Raw genomic sequence first — 18,779 nt, 5'->3', positions numbered from 1 at the left:
GTAAAAAAATGCTGAAACTATCTTACCCAAGATTAAAACAGATATTAATGATAATGATTTTGACAAAAATTGAGGTACCGGGTAGTGAATTATCAAAACGATTGAATGTTAGTACTAGGACTGTTCGTAGCGACGTTACGAAATTGAATTCGGATATTAGTGATTACAAATTAGAGATAATGAATCGTCGAGGTAAGGGATATTATTTGGAGGTTAGTGATTCACAACAATTAGATAAACTAAAACGTGATTTGAATAATCTAGAGAAAAAGACAAGTTTAGATACTTCTAGTGGTAGGATTAAATATTTGTTAAACAGATTGTTGACCAGCGAGGAACCAATCTCAATTGACGATATATTAGATAATTTGTATATCAGTATTAACACTTTGAACAATTATATTATTGAGATAAAGCAAATTATCAGTAAATATAATTTGAGAATAGTTCATAAAAATAATGGGTTGTCTTTGGTAGGGGATGAGGAAAGCAAACGCTATTGTTTTATAGATCAATTGGAAAATAAAAACTATAAGGAATACGTTTTAGGCTTCACTACTAATGAGCGTAAGTTATTTAGTAATATTGATTTAGATGACATTAGTGAAGTAGTTAATGACTTTATAGATAGGGAAATGAAAGAGATTCCTGATTATAATCGCAAAAATATCATAATTCATGTTGCTTTGTCCCTATCTAGAATTGAATCCGGACACGTTTTACAGAATTTTAATAGTGAGTTGCAAGTATCCCAAGATTTTCAAAATGAATTTGATAAGATGTTTGATAGATTAGAACAAAGTATTGGTAATAGAATATCCTTGCCTGAAAGGGAATACGTGAAATACCATGTGGGTTTAAATAATCCACAGATAGTTAATAATTCAAATGAGCCAGAAGTGGAATTAATAAAGAAAAGTGTATTGCTTTTTTTGGATAAAATACGGGATAATTACACGTTTAACCTTTTAAATGATGATCTTTTAATAAAAAATCTGACGGAGCATATTAAAGCTGTTATTAAGATAAGCGATTTAGATAGTACTAGAAAGAATCCTTTATTGGACGTTATCCTTTCAACATTTCCATTAGCATACGAGATGACCGTTACATCGATAAATATTCTAGAACATCAGTTAAAACTACATCTTTCGAAAGATGAGTTATCGTTCATAACGCTACATGTTGGTGCCTCAATGGAAAGAAATTACAGTAATAAGTGGAAAAAAAGGAATGTGGCCATTATTTGTGGATCAGGAACAGCTACGGCAAATCTATTAAAGATAAAACTAGAAAGTCGATTTAGTAATTATTTAAATATAATGGGTGTTTATTCTTATGCAGAATATTGTAGTGATTCCTATCCTAAAGAAGTCGATTTCTTGATCTCAACTGTTCCTATATTAAACAGTAAGGTTCCGGTTGTTGAAGTTGATTTGTCCAACTTTGCCAATGACAGTAAAGAACTGTATGATTTCATAACTTCAACCTCTAATGGGCAACAAGTCCTATATAGTCTATTTAAACCTGAATTAGTTTTTGTAAATAGTAATCTGCAGACGCGCAAACAAGTACTAGATTTCTTATGTGACAAATTGGAAGAACAAGCCGTTGTTAGAAGTGATTTTAGAGAGAAAATGTTTGAGCGAGAAAAAATGTATTCAACCGCTATTGGTGGAGAAATTGCAATACCACATCCTATCAAGTTTGCCGCTAATAAATCTAACGTAGCGTTTATGCAATTGAAAAAGCCAATTGTGTGGGATGATAATGACAATAAAATCCAATTAATTTTTCTTTTAGCAATAAATGAAGAAGAATATCCTAAGATTCAAACGTTATTTAGTTTTTTAGTTGATTTGCAGAGTGATACTAGATTCTATAATGCAATCAGTAAATGCAAAGATTCTAATGAAGCAATGAAGGTTATTAATTCATTTATTCAGAATAATATTAATCAAAGGGCTTAGGAATAAGTAATTATATTTTTCTGACTAAATAATCAAGATGTTTTTTAGTCTGGAGTAAAATTGGGAATGCATTCAACTATGAAATTATTGTTAACGGCTTTGCCGTTTACAATAAGGCCGGTCTTGGAGATCCATGATTTCACCCAAAGTGTGAAATCATTAGCTTCAAGCCGTGCCCATAGTGTTCCAATGTATTCCCAATTTTACGGAAGACGGGAATTTAAATATAATCCAATTTTGCTAAGAGTCTCAGTTCTTTAGAGGCTCTATTTTTTCGTGTTTTTACCTATTTTAATGAAAAACATAAATAAATTTCAGAAAACACTTACGAAAATAATTTTTTTCTGGTATATTAATCCACTGTTGCAACAATTTGGAGGAAAATTATGAGTCAATCTCAAAAAATTAATACAAGACCCGAACATCCAATCTTGTCACTATTGGGTGTCTTAATCGGTGGATTTGTAGGAATGTTTAGTGAAACTTCATTAAATATTGCCCTTCCATCAATCATGAAAGCTTTTAATATTGAAACAGGAACAGCACAGTGGCTAGTTACAGGTTATATGCTTGTAATTGCAATTGTTTTACCGCTTTCTAGTTTGTTAACAAAACACTTCTCAACTAGGGGATTAGTTAGATTTGGTTTGTTGGACTTCATTGTCGGTTCAGCAATTTCTGCATTAGCAATGAACTTCCCAATGCTTTTGGCAGGTAGAATGATTCAAGGTATCGCTACCGGACTTATTTTGCCACTTATGTTCTCAATTGCTATGAGAATCTTCCCACCTGATAAACTAGGTGCCGCTCTAGGTATGGCTGCCTTAGTTATCATGTTTGCCCCAGCTATTGGACCTACAATTTCAGGTATTATCTTGGGTGCATTGTCATGGAGATATATTTTCTGGTCATTCATCATTTTCCTATTGATCGGTTTGTTCATTATGGAAAAGAATTTGACTAACGTGTTTGAAGTAACTAAACCCAAAATTGATTGGTTGGCTATTGCTCTTTCAACTATCAGTTTTGGTTTGATCGTTTTTGGTATCAGTTTCTTGAGCAAAAATATCGCTACAGCTTTGATTGCTTTAGTCGTAGGTATCATTTTCTTAGTTGTCTATATTAGACAACAGTTGCATGCTAAGACTCCAACTTTGGATTTCTCAGTTTTGAAAACTCCAGAATTTCTAACAGGTTCAGTTCTAGTTATGTTAAACTTTGGTATTACATTGTCAGCAATGTATTTGCTACCAATGTACTTGCAAAATGGTTTAGGTGTTGCTGTAGCCTTGACTGGTGTCGTGATGTTACCAGGTGGTATTATAAACGCCGCTGTTTCATTTGGTGCAGGTCGTGCTTACGATAAAATTGGTGCCAAGATGATGTCTCGTTTAGGCTTCCTAATTTCTATCGTTGGTTCAGCAATGTTCCTATTTAGTAATTCAAATAGTTCCTTAGGTTATATCATTGTAGCTCATATTATTTTGATGATTGGTGTTCCATTGGCTATGTCACCATCACAAACATATGGACTCAACTCATTGGATGCATATCAATCCGCAGATGGTTCTGCTATCATCAATACTTTCCAACAAGTTATTGGTGCCGTAGCAACTGGTATTGCCACAATTCTATTGAGTACAGGTCAGGCAAACTACTTTGCTAATGGTGGACATTCAGCAAAACTAGCTTTCACTAACGGTGCTCATTATGGATTTATGTTTACATTGATTTTAGCTGTCTTCGGATTCATTTTGGCTTTCCGTGTTCACAATAAGAGCAAGGAAACCGTTGATGTTGAAGAAACAGAGGAAGCAACTTCTAAAGACAAAGAAGCTGTTACAGAGTAATAAAAAAATAGAAAACAATTGATACTTGTTTAATCTCGGCTGACATAATTCGTTCAGGCGGGATTTTCTATTTCAATAGAGTTATTGTGAAAAATTTCTGATGATTTTACTTGAAATTCAACGCAAAAAATGGTTGAAATATATTAATAATTCCTTTACAATAATAGGGTTAATAAGATAAGTTAAATTGTAACGGGAAGGAGGGTTTTTAGATGTCACAAAATACACATAAAGGTATGACTGGCCACCGCCGTCCTGTAAACCAAAAAAATGGTGCAGAAAAACGTGCCCGTACACAAGCTGTTCTTGACTTCCTAAGAGGTCGCGACGCAAAAGAATCTAAATAATTAAACAAAAAGAGCTAACGAATTTAATTCGTTAGCTCTTTTTTTGTCCTGTTAAATAATTGTTATTTCTTTACGACCATTGCGTTTAGAATGATATAAAGCTTTGTCGACTCGAGAGTAGAAGTCGTTAACTGAAACGTCCTTTTTGCTAATCTCAGAAACACCAACTGAAATAGTGATGTGAATCTTATTTTTATCGACATCTACTTCTGTGTGATTGACCGCTTCAAAAATTTCCTTGACGATTGCTTGAGTCTCTTTGACGTGATAATGGGGGAAAATAATATTAAATTCCTCACCACCGGTACGATATAACTTAATACTCTTGTCATTTTTTGCGAGTACAGTCTGTACAACCTCGACCACTGTCCGCAAAACCTTGTCCCCAGCTTAAATGTCCATAAGTATCGTTAATGCTCTTAAAATGGTCAATATCGAACATCATCATAGTGAATTTTCCATCCGAAATGACGTTATCTTTGAAGAGTGAACGAAAATCAATATCGAAGGCATCATAGTTATAAGCATGAGTTAACTTATCATGTGTGGCATCCCGAAACAGAGCGGCTCTCGATTCCAAATCGGTGTAAAGAATTGCAATGTAACCGAAAGTAAATAATTCAATGATGAATAGATAGATAACTTGCCGGAAGAACATTGGATTGCTGATAGAGAATTTTACTTTGACGAAGAACCAATAAGCAAATCCCGAAATCAAACTAACAATTAAATAGGATAAAAAAGGAAACTTATTTTTAGTGTGGTTTTTGATATAGTTCAGTGAGTAATAGAAGACTATTAAGACAATTGCTAAACACCATGATTCCCAACTGGTTAAAGCTGAGTTAAAGGCCATAAAGGCAACAACGATTGGTCCGAATAAATGGTATTTAAAAGGAACACTTAGTATCACAGTGTAAAAAATGATGGAAACTAGTTGAAAATTAACATAGATCCAAGATTGATTTTTGCCGCGAATCGAAAGTTGCATGATGAATAACAAAGATAAAATATAGATAATTCCGAGAATCGAACGTAGGAGATATCTGTCAGTATTTCTACGCCGAACTTTTAGAATTAATCTAACCCCCGCAAAGAGTATTTGAAAAACAATAAAGGCTCCCATGATAAAAAAGAGGCTAGCGATTAAAGGTGCGTTATCTAGAAAAATTTTAGTTAACAAAACTATGTTTCCTCCTGGAACCTTACAATTAGTATTTGTTATAAAATAATTATAATCATTTTGCTCGAATAAATTAATAGACAAATATAGTAATTTATTGGAAATTTTTACCAAAAAAGAACCAATAATTCATAATTTAACGAATTATTAGTTCTTTAATTAATCAATATCAGGTCGATGTAGTTTGTGGGTCATGATCAAAGCAACAATTAAGAATCCTAAACATGCTAGGAATCCAGCTTGAATGCCAGTGGCTTGATTAACTGTACTACCGGTCATAACTTTGTCAGCTAAGGTAATAACAGCAATGATGATGGCTGTTCCAAAGGAAGCAGCTATTTGTCTTAAAGTATTGAAAGTTGCCACGCCATCGGAAATATATTTCTTAGGTAGAGAACTTAAAGCGTGAGTTTGAATAGGTATCAAAATCAAAACTAAACCTAACTGACGAATGGTTTGTCCAACGGTTAACATCAAAACTGAAGCATTAACGTCAATAACAGCTTGCATAAAGGTACCGAAGCAGTCGATCAACACTCCTGTGACCACGATTCGTTTGATAGGATATTTATCAAAAAGTCGACCACTGACAGGGGACATGAAGCCAGTTAAAGTTGCTCCGGGTAATAGAGCTAGTCCAGAAATCAGAGGACTTTTATGAAGAATGGTCTGAATCATTAGTGGTAAAAGAATAGTGTTACCGTACATAGTTAAAACAATCAACATATTGATAACAGTTGCAAAGGTAAATTGTGAATGCTTAAAAATTTCGAAATTAATAATTGGCCTGGAAGATTTATTTTCCATAACTGAAAAGATAACGATCAGAATTAAACCAATTACGGTATAACCTAAAACGTTGAAAGTGAAGAGGTTCGATTGTCCGATATTGGAGAAACCAGTTAATAGGAAGAGAAGTCCAAAACTGATAGTAATCAAACTGACGGTATCGAATTTAGGATTCTCGGTTGTTTCGATTTGTGGCAATAGGAAGATTGATAATAAAACGACGACAATGATGAATGGTAGGATCAGGATGAAAAGATATTGCCAAGCAAAGTACTCTAAGATTACTCCTGACAAAGTTGGTCCGATAATGGGGGAGAAATTAAAGGCTAATCCAATAATCCCCATAACGGCTCCTTGCTTGCTCCTGTCGGTATATTGCATGGCGAGAACGTTGACTAAAGGCATCATCATACCAGTACCAATGGCTTGAATCATCCGACCGACGATAACAAGCATAAATGAATTGGCTATGGCACCCAGTAGAGTTCCGACTAAAAAAATGGAAGAAAAGGCAATGAATAAATGTCTAAAAGAGAATTTCTTTATAAAATAAGCACTGGTAGGGATCATGATGGCATTGACTAAAGTGTAACCATTAGTTAACCACTGAACGGTGGAAGAATTAACGTTGAAAACACGCATGAAGGTTGGTAGAGCAGTATTCATTAATGTTGAACACAAGACACCGAAGAAAGTTCCGAAGACCATGATGTACAGTGATTTTTTGATTTGTTTTGACATAAGTTTGAACCCCTAAAATCGAAAGTAGTAACCTATCCATTTTAGTTATCAAATTTGTTATGGTCAAATCGGATTCTGATCATTAACTTTTTTCTAAATTTTTGAAACAAAAATAGCAGTATCTACTTGGAATTGCCGACACATGGAGTTAAACCTCCGAATGTGATGTGTTTGTCCTAAGTAAATGCTGCTTTTATTTTTAATTTTATAGATTCAATTTAGTGTAGACATCGCTAGGCATGTCTTTCTTGAAGACTTCTTTATATGAATAGACGTAACTGCCTTTTGTATCAAGTTTTAGGTAATGGCCTTGCTTTAATTTGCCCATACCCATGAATTCGATGGGATGTTCTTTACCATCTTCATCGTAACTTTTCAATTTGTATGTGTAATTGCCGTAGCCATCTTTATCCTTAGCATCTTTATTATCAATCTTTACATATCGAGGTTCACGTTTGACCAAAATATTGTAGTTGTTAAATGCCTGTGAAACCTGACTAGTGTTGTCTTTAGTGTAGAAACAAGCACCTAAATATCCTAATCCTATAATAACAATACCTAAAAGAAAAACCCTTAGAAAACTTCTCATTTGCGTTACCTCCTGAGAAATATACTAAGGGATTTAATTATTTTTTTACATTTGATCTACTTACATTATTCTTACAGATTTGTAAGCCGGTTTACCACCAATCAAAGTGAAGTGTGTAGTCTACAATCCTGTTGAATAAGTCTGCTAAAATTTTCATCATAATCAGCGCCTCCAACATAGATAAACTTTAATTTCTACTTATATTATAGTTCTTGTTGAAAGCGCTATCAATAATTATTAACCCCAAACTTCATCTTGAATGGATTTAACTAATTTTAGTTTGGCCCATTCTTGTTGTTCGGTTAGAACATTGCCTTCTTCGGTGGAAGCAAAGCCACATTGAGTTGATAGCCAAAGACGATCTAATGGCAAATATTGACTGGCCTCTTTAATACGATTGATAACTTCTTGGCGATCTTCGAGTTCACCTGATTTGCTTGTGACTAAGCCTAAAACAACTTTTTTATCACCAGAAACTTTGGCAAGCGGTTCGAAGTTACCGGCACGTTTAGAATCATATTCTAGGAAGTAAGTGTCGACATTCTCTTTGGCAAATAATGTATCAGCAACAGGCCCATAACCACCGGAGAAAGCAAAATCAGAATGGTAGTTACCACGGCAAACATGAGTATTGATGGTTAAGTCTTCGGGAAGATTTTCAATAGCTTTGTTGTTCAACTCAAGTAGAATATCTTGAATACCTGAGTTGGCATATGCTTTACCGTCGGGGGTATTTAAAAAGCTCTCATCTAGGAATAATCCCCATGAACAGTCATCCAGTTGAATGACACGAGCACCTTTATCGTAGAAAGCCAAAATAGCGTCATGATAAGCTTTTTCGATGTCTAAATATAAATCATTGATATTTGGGTAAAATTCTTTGATTTTCTCATCATTGGTTCCACGGATGAGTTCAACATAGAGTTGTGAGGGGGCGGGGATAGTTTGTTTAGGTTCGATATCTAAATGATCAGTTAGTGACTTGAGAAATTCAAAATCCTTGATGAAAGGATGAGTTTCAGGATTGAATTTGATATGTCCAGATAGGATGGCAGTATCGTCACGAGTTTCTTCATGAGCAAAATGATAACCCTCACCATAATGAATATGGTCAATGCCTTCAAAGCCCCAGAAGAAGTCTAAATGCCAATATGAGCGACGGAATTCTCCATCAGTAGCGTAGTCTAAACTTGCAGCAACTTCTTTATTAACAAGATCTTTGATGGCTTCGTTTTCAACGGTTGTTAGTTCTTTTTGAGTAATTTGATTATCGAAGTAGTCTTGACGGGCTTGCTTAAGGACGTCTGGTCTGAGAAAACTTCCTACATGTTGGAATCCAATTTTACTTGCTGTTTTAACTGTCATATTTAAATCCTCCTGGGTCTATTTAATCTTTTGTGGTATTGGTTGAATGATGAGTAGGGAATAGGAATACGAATGTTCTGCAAACATTCCCATAACTCTCTCTAAGATGACAAAATCGTTAAGAGATAAAGGAAATACGAATGTTCTTTGAACATTCCCATAACTCTCTCTAAAACGACAAAGTCGTTAAGAGAGAGTAAAAAAATAATCGTCCCTACAATACAGAATTTATCTGCACTGTAGGGACGATTACTCGTGGTACCACCCTAATTTATATTTTGTTTGCACAAAATACCTCAACGACACTGTCATGTCCGGGATGATATCGCATCCTTGCGTATTCCCAGCTTGCACTAGGATAAGACTCCAAGCTCATCTTCAATTAATTGTTCGTTCCGTCTTTTCACTGGCTGACGGTCACTGGAAAACTACTAAATTAATTTACTCTTCTCTTCAACGTCTAATTTGATTAAATAGATTTTAATTATTTGATTGGTGAATAAGTTACACCTCGAATTATATTTTGTCAAACGTCTTTTTTAAATACTGTTGGTTACATGCCAAGTAACGAGTCCACTGTATTTACCTGATTCGCTAACGCCGGTCTGTTTCAGTAAGGGGCCAGTATCATCGGTCCAATCTTTTGAGATTACTGTTGTTACCAGTTGATCACTAACAACATCATTTTCGGCAATGGGAACTTCGTCTGAAGTTAAATCATAAGTGGTGCCATCTTTCTTTTTATAAACTAATATACCGTTAAAATTGATGTCGCCTTTCTTTATCGCTGAAGTTGAAACGGATAATTTCCATGGATTACGTAAGCTTGTGACACTAACCGAATAACCACTTTTCCGTTTTAAATATTTATTAGTTGATAAATAATTGATGTCTTGGAAATCTAGATCCTTAGATGCATTCACATCTAAAAATTTATCTTGTAAAACGTTCACGGTGTATGTAACGGTATTCGATTTAATATCATCTTTATCCGTAGCCATAACGGTGATTTTTTGAGTCGTTTTTTCTTTAAAAATATTCCAAAAATCATTGCCGATAATACTTCTCAAAGGAATGGTACCGGTGGCTGATGTATCGGTTGAGTTGGCTTGAGAGCTGCCAGTATACGTTTTACCCGCAACACTAATATCGTAACGGATGGGGTCATCTTTTTTGAAGTGATGATTTTTGTCATAACTAAGTTGTGTTGGTAAATTTAATTTTTCATCAGCATCGTTGTAGACGATATCTATTGGATCGGGATTCTTAAAGTTTAATAGCCAGTTCTTTTGGTATGTGACTGTGAATTCCGGTGTACTGGTTGTTGAAATCTGATTTTCACCTGAGAATTTAGCTGGTTTTTCTGGTACATCGATATCGTGGTCAGTAGTGTTATCAGCAATACCATTGATAACAATATCGGCATTTGTATAAGCCGTATTGCTAACTTTTCCCAAGTTTTCAGCTAATTTAAATTTCAAAGCTTGATCAGTAAGGTTAGTACCGCTGATGTATTCAGTTTTAGTATTTCCGTTTAAACTATTTGTATAGTTTATCGTGGCAATATTGCCATTATTGTCAGGTGTGTAATTAATATTGGTTGGTAAATCAATATCAGCGGAAATCTTGTTCCAATCGGCACGGCTATTTTCAGTATCGTAATTAACGTTATAGTCAATAGTCAGCTTATCGCCATGGGCAACGGACTGATCAGTTGAATCATCTGTAATTACTTTTTCTAAAGTATGGTCAGTGATGGATGTTTTTGCTTCGGCATGGACCAAGGCAGGAATTGATTCGAAGACAACTAGTTTACTATAAACCCCTGTAGAACGCCCATTGGCGCCGGTAAATCCCCAATATAATTTATTGTCTTTAATGTTACCGAAAATACTAGGGTCAACTTTGACGGTTTGATCAACTCGAGGATATCCTCCAAGAGTAGTGGTGTCATTGTTGATAGTTCCGTCTAAATATTTGTCATTGAAAGCATATTTTATTTGTGCCGATTCACCATTTTCGGCATGCTTCCAAGTGAAAGTAACGTGATGCCAATAAATTGGATTCTCATCAGTACCTGCATCAACCAATTGTGCTGCCTTGGTTCCGGAGTGAATAACAGAGGCTGCGGTTGTAAAACCCTTCCAAGCTGAATTAACCTGATTTTGAGCTCCTGTAGCTAGTAGAGCATAGCTGCTTGCCAAACCAGGGTATGTGACGGCGATATGACCATAACCACCACCAGCTCCGAATTGAGAATTTTCCGGATAGTTGGATGGAATAGGATTCTTGTTAGCAGTGTCCCTAGTGTCATAACCGCTTAATGTGTAATAGTAAGTACCTGGACGAAGCCCTCCAGGAACAAAGTTAACTTGAGTTGGACTTTCATCGTGTTGTGAAATTGCGTCATTTTTTTGACTATCAAATTCTAAGGCCATACTGTTTTTGACGGCAGTACTGGCAATATAATCAGGATTAGCAACGGTTGGTTTACTTTCTGTAAGGTAATAATACGAAGTTGTTCCTTTGTCATAGCCATAAACTCCAAGTCCTTGGTAACCAGCACCCATGGCATTGTAACCACGAGGGTCATTTTGTAAAACTAACGCCATACCTTGTCCATTCAAGAGTTCGTTATCTACTGCTGCTCCAAAATATAACCAAGCAGAAACGGTTTGATCTTTTCGAATATCGAGATAGTTTCCTGCCGAGGTGTCTGACCAAGCTGCTCCGTATTTACCTGAACCATCCGCTAAATCAAGTACTTTTCCATCTTTAGCGGTTCGAGCGTAGTTGTATAAAAAAGGATTATCAGTAACAGTGTTTAAAGGCGGAGAAATATTAAAGAACTTTTGAATATCAAGTCCAGCGGGAGCACCGTCGATTGCTTGTTGAGTTTCATCGGCTGAAGTAAGGGTTGTTGTGGTTAAAGAAAAAATAATTACGCTAAATAAAATTGCAATGAAAATAGACATGGGCAAATATACCGAATTTTTAAATACATTCATACAAACGACTCCTCCCTAAAATAATTAAAAATGTAAAGGTTAACAGCCTTATTATAGCAACGATGCGTACGATTAATAGGCTCCTAAAAGTGTGTCACCGTTATATGAATGCTAAAAATGTAACAAGCTCAATCGATTGAAGAGATACGAAAGAATATAAATTTATTTAATTTTATCGAACGAAAATATTATCTATAATTATTGTTAAATCAAGTTATATGGAAGATATTTATTTAATTATCGTTCAAAGAAATAAGAAATTTTGCTTTATGCGTTATAGTATTTGTAACGTCACGTAAGAACCGAATGGATTAAAATTATCGTTACAAAAAGGGTACTATCCTGAATAGGATAGTACCCTTTGAATTTGAACTCTATTTAGTTGTATCAACAATATTATTTGGTTTAAGTCCTTCAATTAAGGCCTTGTTTGAATCGAATGAAGTAGTGATCATATTGTGAATAGCTGTTTCTGTATAAAAAGCACTATGCGGAGTAATGATAACATTAGTTCTCTTAGCTAAATTCTTAATCTTTTCGTTTGGAATGTTATCAACGCTACTCCAAACTTTACCAAAGACAGAGTTTTCATTGTCAAGAACGTCAAGTCCAGCTCCAGCAACTTTACCACTATCTAAGCCTTTAATTAGGGCATCAGTATCGATTAATTCACCACGGGCACAATTAATGATGTAAACACCATCTTTCATTTGTGAAATGGCTTTGTCATTGATCATGTATTTATTAGAATCGAATAATGGAACATGCAAAGTAATGATATCAGATTGTTTGTATAATTCTTCCAAACTATCTACGTATAAACCTTGTTTTTCAATATCATCATTGTGGTAAACATCATAAGCCACAACTTTGGCACCGAAGCCTTGTAAAATCTTGATAACTACACGACCGATATGTCCAGTACCGATAACACCAACTGTTTGTTCACGGTATTCTTTACCAATAGTAGGAGCCCAAGTGAAGTCACCGTTATCGAATTTTTCGTCGAATTCAGGCACACGACGCAATAAGCGACCCATCAAAAGAACAGTATGTTCAGCGATGGCATTTGGAGAATAAACAGGTACATTTGTTAAAGTAAATCCAAGATCATTTAGATCTTTGAAGTTGAAGTTATCGAAACCGACATTACGGATTGAAATATACTTAATACCTAGTTTATTAAGTACTTCCAAAGCTTCTCTAGTGTAAGGTGAAGTCTGTAGTGTTACGACACCATCAGATCCTTCGGCTAATCTAGCTGAGTCAGCTGTCAAAGTGTATTTAGTAAAGCCCACTTCAATATTAGGGTTAGCTTCTTCCCATTTCTTTAAAGATGGTTCTTCGTCTTCACGAATTCCATATGCAAATATTTTCATAAATGGATCCTCCTTCTAACGCACACCTTTATTAAAACAAAATTGTGAAAAAAAAAGAAGCCGAATCCATTATTCGACTTCAGAAATCCAATTATTCAGTATCATAACGATTCAATACATAAATAGCTATAATAACGATCACAGCACCGATTACTTCGGCAAGATTAACTGCGTAATGAAGGAAAATCACACTTAAAATCAATGTAGTGAATGGTTGCACAGCATCAGTGATACTAACGATAGCGGCTGTTGTATATTTAGTACTAATAACCATCAATAGGAAGGCTAGAACGGTACCAAGCAGAATAACTGTACCAACACCTAGGACACTTCCAGCAGTCATCTTAGGGGCATTGACCCAGAAAGGATTGAATACGTTAGAAATCAATCCGGCAATTAACATTCCCCAACCAGTGATTAAAATTCCGTGATATTTGGCAATCAATTTTTGTGGAATCGTAATATAAAGTGCAGCAGTGATACCACTACCGATACCCCAAAGAACGGAAATAAATGGGATAGAGAGATGTCCTAAGTCACCACGAGTAATCATAAGAACAACACCAATTAAGGCAATGACAAAGGAAATTACGTCCACACGTGAAGTTTTCTTTTTAGTAAAGATTATGGCACCAATCATGATAAATAAAGGTGAGAGGTACTGTAGAATTGTTGCTGTTGATGAGTTACCAGTTTTAACAGCGTGAAAAAAGGTAAACATATTAGCTAATAAACCAAAAACGGAAAAACTAAGTAGTGTTAGAAAATCTTTTTTATTTTTAAAGACAGCAAAGAATTCCTTTTTAGGTAAAACGACTAAGCCAACTGCTAACAATAAGATACCAGCTATAAGTGTTCTGGTACCAATAAACCACATTGTGGGAATATTCAAGTTCTTAGCAACGAACTGTAAAACGGTACCTGAAACTCCCCAAAGAGCAGAAGCACAAAATGCTAGCCAGAAACCACGATCAAGGGTTTTCTTGGCTAACTTTTTACTTTCATCCATTAAAAAACATCCTCCTAAAAAATCAATACTTTATTATACCTGTGGTTATCGAGTTTTGACTATTCTTTTTTTTATATCATGGTGTTTACCAAGAATAGGTATGTAACGGAGGTAGCTTTAAACGGGCATTCTTTTGAATTGGTACGTACCATATTTAAATAATTATGAAATCAATTTAACTTAATTTCGATGATTTTAACTTGATAAGAACTATCCGGTGCGCTTACCGTTACGATATCATTGACCTTATGATTTTCCAGAGCACTACCGATTGGTGAAGCAAAGGAAATCTTATTTTCAGTCAAATTGGCCTCTTGTTTGCCGACCAATTGATAGGTAACTTGATCGTGATCATCTAAGAATTCAACGGTTACGAATTTACCAATATCCAGTTTGTCATTATCAGCAGGGACAACGACATCAGCGTACTGAAGCTGTTTATATAGAAAACGTAAACGACCTTCCAAGTGACCAAGATCCCTTTTGGCAGTTGAATATTCAGTGTTTTCAGAACGATCACCCAAAGCAGCAGCGGCGGCCAATATTTTAATCTTTCCGGGACGAATTTCTTTTAAATGTTTAATCTCTTGCTCAATAGCTTTATATCCAGCAGGAGTCATCTTATTAAATGTTGGTTCCATTTTGAAAAACCTCGATATATTAATATTTCTAAGTAGAAAGATAGTTCAAATCCGGTTTGAACGCAAGAGTAGAGTAAGGGATAAAGTCATAACAAAAAATCTCTCCAACTCATCAAGAGTCAGAGAGATTATTATTTGGTTTTATAGGTTAGCATCCATGTTGAATGTGAGTTTTGAAAGATTAATACCCTTTGTATAAAGTTCACCAAAGAAGTCATGTGTCTTGTCTCTCATTTCCTTAACAACCTTTTGGTTTCTATCAGTTAAGAATTCAACTAATTCGTCACCTGAGTAGTTAGCTGCAAGCTTATCAGTTTCAGCAACTGAGGCACGTAATTGTTGACGAATATCTGTTAAGTAGTCGATGTCGTCTTGGATGAATTCACTGTAGTTTGATTCAACAAGAACAGATAGAGCGTTATACATCCAGTATGCATCCTTGAAGTTAAACTTGAGTGAAGCGTCGTTATATGAATCGTCTGTTTCATTCATGTTTGTGTAGAATGGAATGTATGGTGTGAATGTTGGGAATCCGATACATAACCACATGATAGCAGCGAATTCTTCAGGAACGTCATTTCTGATTTGAAGAACGTGTGAGTTTTGTGTTCTGTTCAAACCGATTGGACGGTAACGATGTTTGTCATCTTCTGAAGCATATGGGCTATATGGATCATATGGTGTTTCGTTGTAGTGTGAACCAAGAACATATTCAATATCATCAACAGTGATCTTGTGATCTGTCTTCATGATGAATGGTAATTCACCATCTTCTGGATCTTGTTGGATCTCAGGATTGAAGTATTTTTGACCGAACCATACACGTGGTGTGTTGTAGTGACGATCTTTAAGATTATCTGTACCAAAGATATGTCTGAAGTTAAAACCAGTCTTGTCTGTGTTCAAATGATTCTTTTCAACAAATTCTTGGATTCCTTCTGACCACATGAATTCATCAGAGTTATCGAAATCAACTTGTTGGATAGAAACACGGTTAGCACAAACAGCATAACTGTCATCAGGGATTCTTTGAGCTACCCAGTGATGACCTGTAACGATTTCCATGTACCAAACATCGTCTTTATCACTGAATAGAAGTGAGTTACCAGCTGGTGAACCAAATTTCTTGATAAGATCACCAGTGCGTTGAACGGCACCTTTAGCTGAATCAACATAAGGAAGAACCATACGAACAATAACGTCTTCGTCCATACCATCTTTAACTAATGGGTCAAAAGCTAAAGCACGTTCGTTACCGTAAGTACTTTCAGTAGCTGACATAGCAACGTTCTTACCATTGATACCACTTTCGTCATAGTAACCGAATTTCTTGTAGTCAACGTTAGGAACTGCAGGCCATTTGTAACCATTTTCGGGAACTTCAGACTCGAAGCCATTTAACCATGATTTAACTTTGCGACCTTTTTCACCTTTAACAGCAGGGTTTAATACGAAACTGTGTGGGGCAACGGCAAAAAATGTATCGTCATTTCTGGCGATCATTGTTGAACCGTCGATACTGGTGTTTTTACCAACTAAGATAGTTGTACAAGCGTCATCTAAATGATTTTTATTCATCTCTTAGAATTCCTCCTATTTTATACTGCTTTCATTCTATCATAGATAATGTTCAATTAATCCAAACTTCGCCTTTAATAACTTTCAGAAAAGATGTTATAATTTTCTAAATATAGGAGGGGCAATAATGGATCTTAATATGAATGATAAGAGCGATTCTTTTTTTAAGAATCTGCTATTAGGATTTCAACATTTACTAGCCATGTACTCAGGAGATATCTTGATACCGATCTTGATCGGTGCATCTTTGGGCTTCAGCGCTAAGGAAATGACATACTTAATCTCAGTAGATATTTTTATGTGTGGGGTAGCCACACTGTTACAAATTAAACGAACACCTTTGACTGGGATTGGATTACCGGTTGTTTTAGGATCGGCGGTCGAATATGTAACACCGTTACAAAATATAGGACATCACTTTGGAATAGCCTATATGTATGGCGCTATTATCGTGGCTGGTATTTTTATCATGTTAATTTCGAAAGTATTTGCCAAATTAAAGAGATTCTTTCCACCAGTTGTTACTGGTTCTCTAATAACTTTGATTGGGTTTACTTTGATACCAGTAGCTTTCCAAAATATTGGTGGTGGCGACGCTACTGCTAAGGGTTTCGGTAACTCAACTAACTTGATTCTAGGATTTTCAACAGCATTGATTATCGTTGTCGTAAGTATTTGGGGTCGTGGTTTTATTCAACAAATTGCGGTTTTAATCGGTATTGTGGCTGGATACTTAATGGGAATTGGTATGGGTCAGATAGGTTTTGCAAGTGTTGGCTCAGCACACTGGTTCCAAATCCCACGTCCATTTTACTTTGCAACACCTAAGTTTGAATGGTCATCAATTCTTGTTATGCTCTTGGCAGCTTTAACATGTATGATCGAATCAACTGGTGTTTACTACGCCTTGGCTGAATTGACAAAACGTGATTTGGATGAGAATGATTTGCAACGTGGATACGCATCTGAAGGGTTAGCAGCTATTCTTGGTGGTATTTTTAATACCTTCCCATACTCGACTTTCTCACAAAATGTTGCGGTTGTTCAATTATCAGGAATCAAGAAAAATAAACCAGTTTACTTCTCAGCTTTTCTATTGATCATCTTAGGCTTGATCCCTAAGGTTGGGGCGGTAGCTGAGTTGATTCCCAATGCTGTTTTAGGTGGCGCAATGTTGATTATGTTCGGTACCGTTGGTATTGAGGGTATCAAGATGTTATCTAAAGTTGAAATGAATAATAATAATATTATGATTATGGCTGTTTCAATCAGTTTGGGACTTGGAGTAACGGTTCAACCAACCTTACTTCATTTCTTACCATCAACACTACAAACTATTTTAAATAATGGTTTAGTTGTCGGAAGTTTTTCAGCAATTATTTTGAATTTACTTTTGAATTCTAATAAAAAAGAAGCTTAAAATTTTTCACAAACTTTGGTCATATTTTCATCACATTTAGTACGTATACTTATCGATAAATTAGATGAGCATACGTATTTTTTTACGCAAAGGAGTGATAAATATGACTGAATATAAATACATAAGTACCGTTTTAAATAAATTTGATATGCCGTTGGAAATTAAGCTGGCAGTACCGAAAGAAGAAACTTTTGACCAAGATATTTTGGATCAAATTGTTAAACAAGTGGACACTCAGGTTAAAAAGTATGATGAACTGTTTTCGGTAGAGAATAAGAATTCCTTTTTAAGCAGATTTCAAGATGGCGATGAAGCAGCACTGATGATTTCGGAAACCTTTAGAGAAGTCTATGAACAGACGATTACAGCCGAGCAGATGACACAACATTACTTTAGCTCCTACTATAATGGTAAATATGATCCGGTAGGCTTGTTAAATGGTTGGATCATTGATCAATTGTTCAACCAATATTTGATTAAGTTACTTGGCGTGGACAATATTGATGGAGTGTCATTGAGATGTGGTGAAGACGTTCGTTTGGCTAGTCGACCTGATATTGATTTCAACTGGCGCATTGCTATCAAAGATCCCAATAACCTGGATATCTTGTTGGCAACTTACTTTTTGCAAAATGGAGCAGTTTCAACTTCAAATGAAGTTCATAGTTTAAGAAAAGAAACTAGCAATGTTGAACAAGTAACGATTGTAACTAATAATGCATTAGATGCTAAGATCTGGTCATCAGCTGGAATCTCAGCAGGTACTAATAAATTTCCTGAATTCATCGAAAGATACCATTTAACTGGGATGATTGTTGACAAAAATCTTGGTATGGAAAACTTTCGCGATGGGTTTACTGACAAAGTAGCTTTGAGGTGAGATGTGTAACGACGTTATACATCTTATTTT

At 35.4% G+C, this 18,779-nt stretch carries 15 protein-coding genes; 5 read left to right on the top strand and 10 right to left on the bottom strand.

Annotated features, from left to right (window positions below; all coding sequences use genetic code 11):
* Positions 1–8: 8 nt before the first annotated feature.
* The 3 genes from LKACC16343_RS07030 to LKACC16343_RS14550 all read left to right on the top strand — a co-directional run bounded on the left by LKACC16343_RS07030 (position 9) and on the right by LKACC16343_RS14550 (position 4,167).
* On the top strand, positions 9–1,970 hold the full coding sequence (locus LKACC16343_RS07030) for a BglG family transcription antiterminator (RefSeq protein ID WP_056954818.1): 1,962 nt from the start codon (positions 9–11) through the stop codon (positions 1,968–1,970).
* Positions 1,971–2,356: 386 nt separating this feature from the next.
* Positions 2,357–3,820 carry an MFS transporter gene (locus tag LKACC16343_RS07025; protein WP_056954816.1) on the top strand — a complete coding sequence of 488 codons (1,464 nt, stop codon included), beginning with the start codon at positions 2,357–2,359 and terminating at the stop codon, positions 3,818–3,820.
* A gap of 212 nt (positions 3,821–4,032) precedes the next feature.
* A complete protein-coding gene (locus tag LKACC16343_RS14550; RefSeq protein WP_256970469.1) occupies positions 4,033–4,167 on the top strand; it encodes a hypothetical protein in 135 nt (44 codons plus the stop codon).
* A 51-nt stretch (positions 4,168–4,218) separates the two neighbouring features.
* On the opposite strand, the gene LKACC16343_RS07020 is transcribed toward LKACC16343_RS14550, so the two are convergent.
* The 10 genes from LKACC16343_RS07020 to LKACC16343_RS06975 form a co-directional block, all read right to left on the bottom strand.
* Positions 4,219–4,533, bottom strand: coding sequence for a GGDEF domain-containing protein (locus tag LKACC16343_RS07020; protein WP_056954814.1), 315 nt, complete (start codon positions 4,531–4,533; stop codon positions 4,219–4,221).
* Entirely contained in the window at positions 4,496–5,350 is an 855-nt protein-coding gene (locus LKACC16343_RS07015; RefSeq protein ID WP_056954812.1) for a GGDEF domain-containing protein, read from the bottom strand. The genes LKACC16343_RS07020 and LKACC16343_RS07015 overlap by 38 nt, the downstream gene beginning before the upstream one ends.
* A 159-nt stretch (positions 5,351–5,509) precedes the next feature.
* Positions 5,510–6,880 (bottom strand): DHA2 family efflux MFS transporter permease subunit, encoded by a 1,371-nt coding sequence (locus tag LKACC16343_RS07010; RefSeq protein WP_056954810.1) that lies wholly within the window; start codon positions 6,878–6,880, stop codon positions 5,510–5,512.
* A gap of 205 nt (positions 6,881–7,085) precedes the next feature.
* The gene (locus LKACC16343_RS07005) at positions 7,086–7,469 is read right to left on the bottom strand and encodes a YxeA family protein (RefSeq protein WP_056954807.1); all 384 of its coding nucleotides are present in this window, start codon (positions 7,467–7,469) and stop codon (positions 7,086–7,088) included.
* Positions 7,470–7,706: 237 nt separating this feature from the next.
* Positions 7,707–8,834: a 5-methyltetrahydropteroyltriglutamate--homocysteine S-methyltransferase gene (locus LKACC16343_RS07000; protein WP_056954805.1), complete on the bottom strand. Its 1,128-nt coding sequence runs from the start codon at positions 8,832–8,834 to the stop codon at positions 7,707–7,709.
* Positions 8,835–9,373: 539 nt separating this feature from the next.
* A complete protein-coding gene (locus tag LKACC16343_RS06995) occupies positions 9,374–11,842 on the bottom strand; it encodes a hypothetical protein (RefSeq protein WP_056954803.1) in 2,469 nt (822 codons plus the stop codon).
* A gap of 374 nt (positions 11,843–12,216) precedes the next feature.
* A complete protein-coding gene (locus LKACC16343_RS06990; protein WP_056954801.1) occupies positions 12,217–13,221 on the bottom strand; it encodes a D-2-hydroxyacid dehydrogenase in 1,005 nt (334 codons plus the stop codon).
* 91 nt (positions 13,222–13,312) lie between these two features.
* Complete coding sequence (locus LKACC16343_RS06985) at positions 13,313–14,230, bottom strand: DMT family transporter (RefSeq protein WP_056954799.1); 918 nt, start codon at positions 14,228–14,230, stop codon at positions 13,313–13,315.
* A gap of 170 nt (positions 14,231–14,400) precedes the next feature.
* Positions 14,401–14,871 (bottom strand): transcription elongation factor GreA, encoded by a 471-nt coding sequence (gene greA, locus LKACC16343_RS06980; protein WP_056954797.1) that lies wholly within the window; start codon positions 14,869–14,871, stop codon positions 14,401–14,403.
* Positions 14,872–15,012: 141 nt separating this feature from the next.
* Positions 15,013–16,449 (bottom strand): C69 family dipeptidase, encoded by a 1,437-nt coding sequence (locus LKACC16343_RS06975; RefSeq protein WP_056954795.1) that lies wholly within the window; start codon positions 16,447–16,449, stop codon positions 15,013–15,015.
* Between the two features lie 127 nt (positions 16,450–16,576).
* On the opposite strand from LKACC16343_RS06975, the gene LKACC16343_RS06970 reads away from it, so the two are divergent.
* The gene (locus tag LKACC16343_RS06970) at positions 16,577–17,869 is read left to right on the top strand and encodes a nucleobase:cation symporter-2 family protein (protein ID WP_056954793.1); all 1,293 of its coding nucleotides are present in this window, start codon (positions 16,577–16,579) and stop codon (positions 17,867–17,869) included.
* 103 nt (positions 17,870–17,972) lie between these two features.
* Positions 17,973–18,749 (top strand): FAD:protein FMN transferase, encoded by a 777-nt coding sequence (locus LKACC16343_RS06965; protein ID WP_056954791.1) that lies wholly within the window; start codon positions 17,973–17,975, stop codon positions 18,747–18,749.
* Positions 18,750–18,779 lie beyond the last annotated feature (30 nt).

Origin of the sequence: Companilactobacillus bobalius, assembly GCF_002179915.1 — a bacterium.
GTDB lineage: Bacteria > Bacillota > Bacilli > Lactobacillales > Lactobacillaceae > Companilactobacillus > Companilactobacillus bobalius.
This window is presented reverse-complemented; position numbering and strand designations above follow the sequence as displayed.

Bases quoted from the DNA above. Each gene is read 5' to 3' on its own strand.
- LKACC16343_RS07025 (WP_056954816.1), top strand. From the start codon at position 2,357: ATGAGTCAATCTCAAAAAATTAATACAAGACCCGAACATCCAATCTTG.
- LKACC16343_RS07010 (WP_056954810.1), bottom strand. From the start codon at position 6,880: ATGTCAAAACAAATCAAAAAATCACTGTACATCATGGTCTTCGGAACT.
- LKACC16343_RS06970 (WP_056954793.1), top strand. From the start codon at position 16,577: ATGGATCTTAATATGAATGATAAGAGCGATTCTTTTTTTAAGAATCTG.
- LKACC16343_RS07030 (WP_056954818.1), top strand. From the start codon at position 9: ATGCTGAAACTATCTTACCCAAGATTAAAACAGATATTAATGATAATG.
- LKACC16343_RS07005 (WP_056954807.1), bottom strand. From the start codon at position 7,469: ATGAGAAGTTTTCTAAGGGTTTTTCTTTTAGGTATTGTTATTATAGGA.
- LKACC16343_RS06990 (WP_056954801.1), bottom strand. From the start codon at position 13,221: ATGAAAATATTTGCATATGGAATTCGTGAAGACGAAGAACCATCTTTA.
- LKACC16343_RS06965 (WP_056954791.1), top strand. From the start codon at position 17,973: ATGACTGAATATAAATACATAAGTACCGTTTTAAATAAATTTGATATG.
- LKACC16343_RS06975 (WP_056954795.1), bottom strand. From the start codon at position 16,449: ATGAATAAAAATCATTTAGATGACGCTTGTACAACTATCTTAGTTGGT.
- LKACC16343_RS06995 (WP_056954803.1), bottom strand. From the start codon at position 11,842: ATGAATGTATTTAAAAATTCGGTATATTTGCCCATGTCTATTTTCATT.
- greA (WP_056954797.1), bottom strand. From the start codon at position 14,871: ATGGAACCAACATTTAATAAGATGACTCCTGCTGGATATAAAGCTATT.
- LKACC16343_RS07000 (WP_056954805.1), bottom strand. From the start codon at position 8,834: ATGACAGTTAAAACAGCAAGTAAAATTGGATTCCAACATGTAGGAAGT.
- LKACC16343_RS06985 (WP_056954799.1), bottom strand. From the start codon at position 14,230: ATGGATGAAAGTAAAAAGTTAGCCAAGAAAACCCTTGATCGTGGTTTC.
- LKACC16343_RS14550 (WP_256970469.1), top strand. From the start codon at position 4,033: ATGTCACAAAATACACATAAAGGTATGACTGGCCACCGCCGTCCTGTA.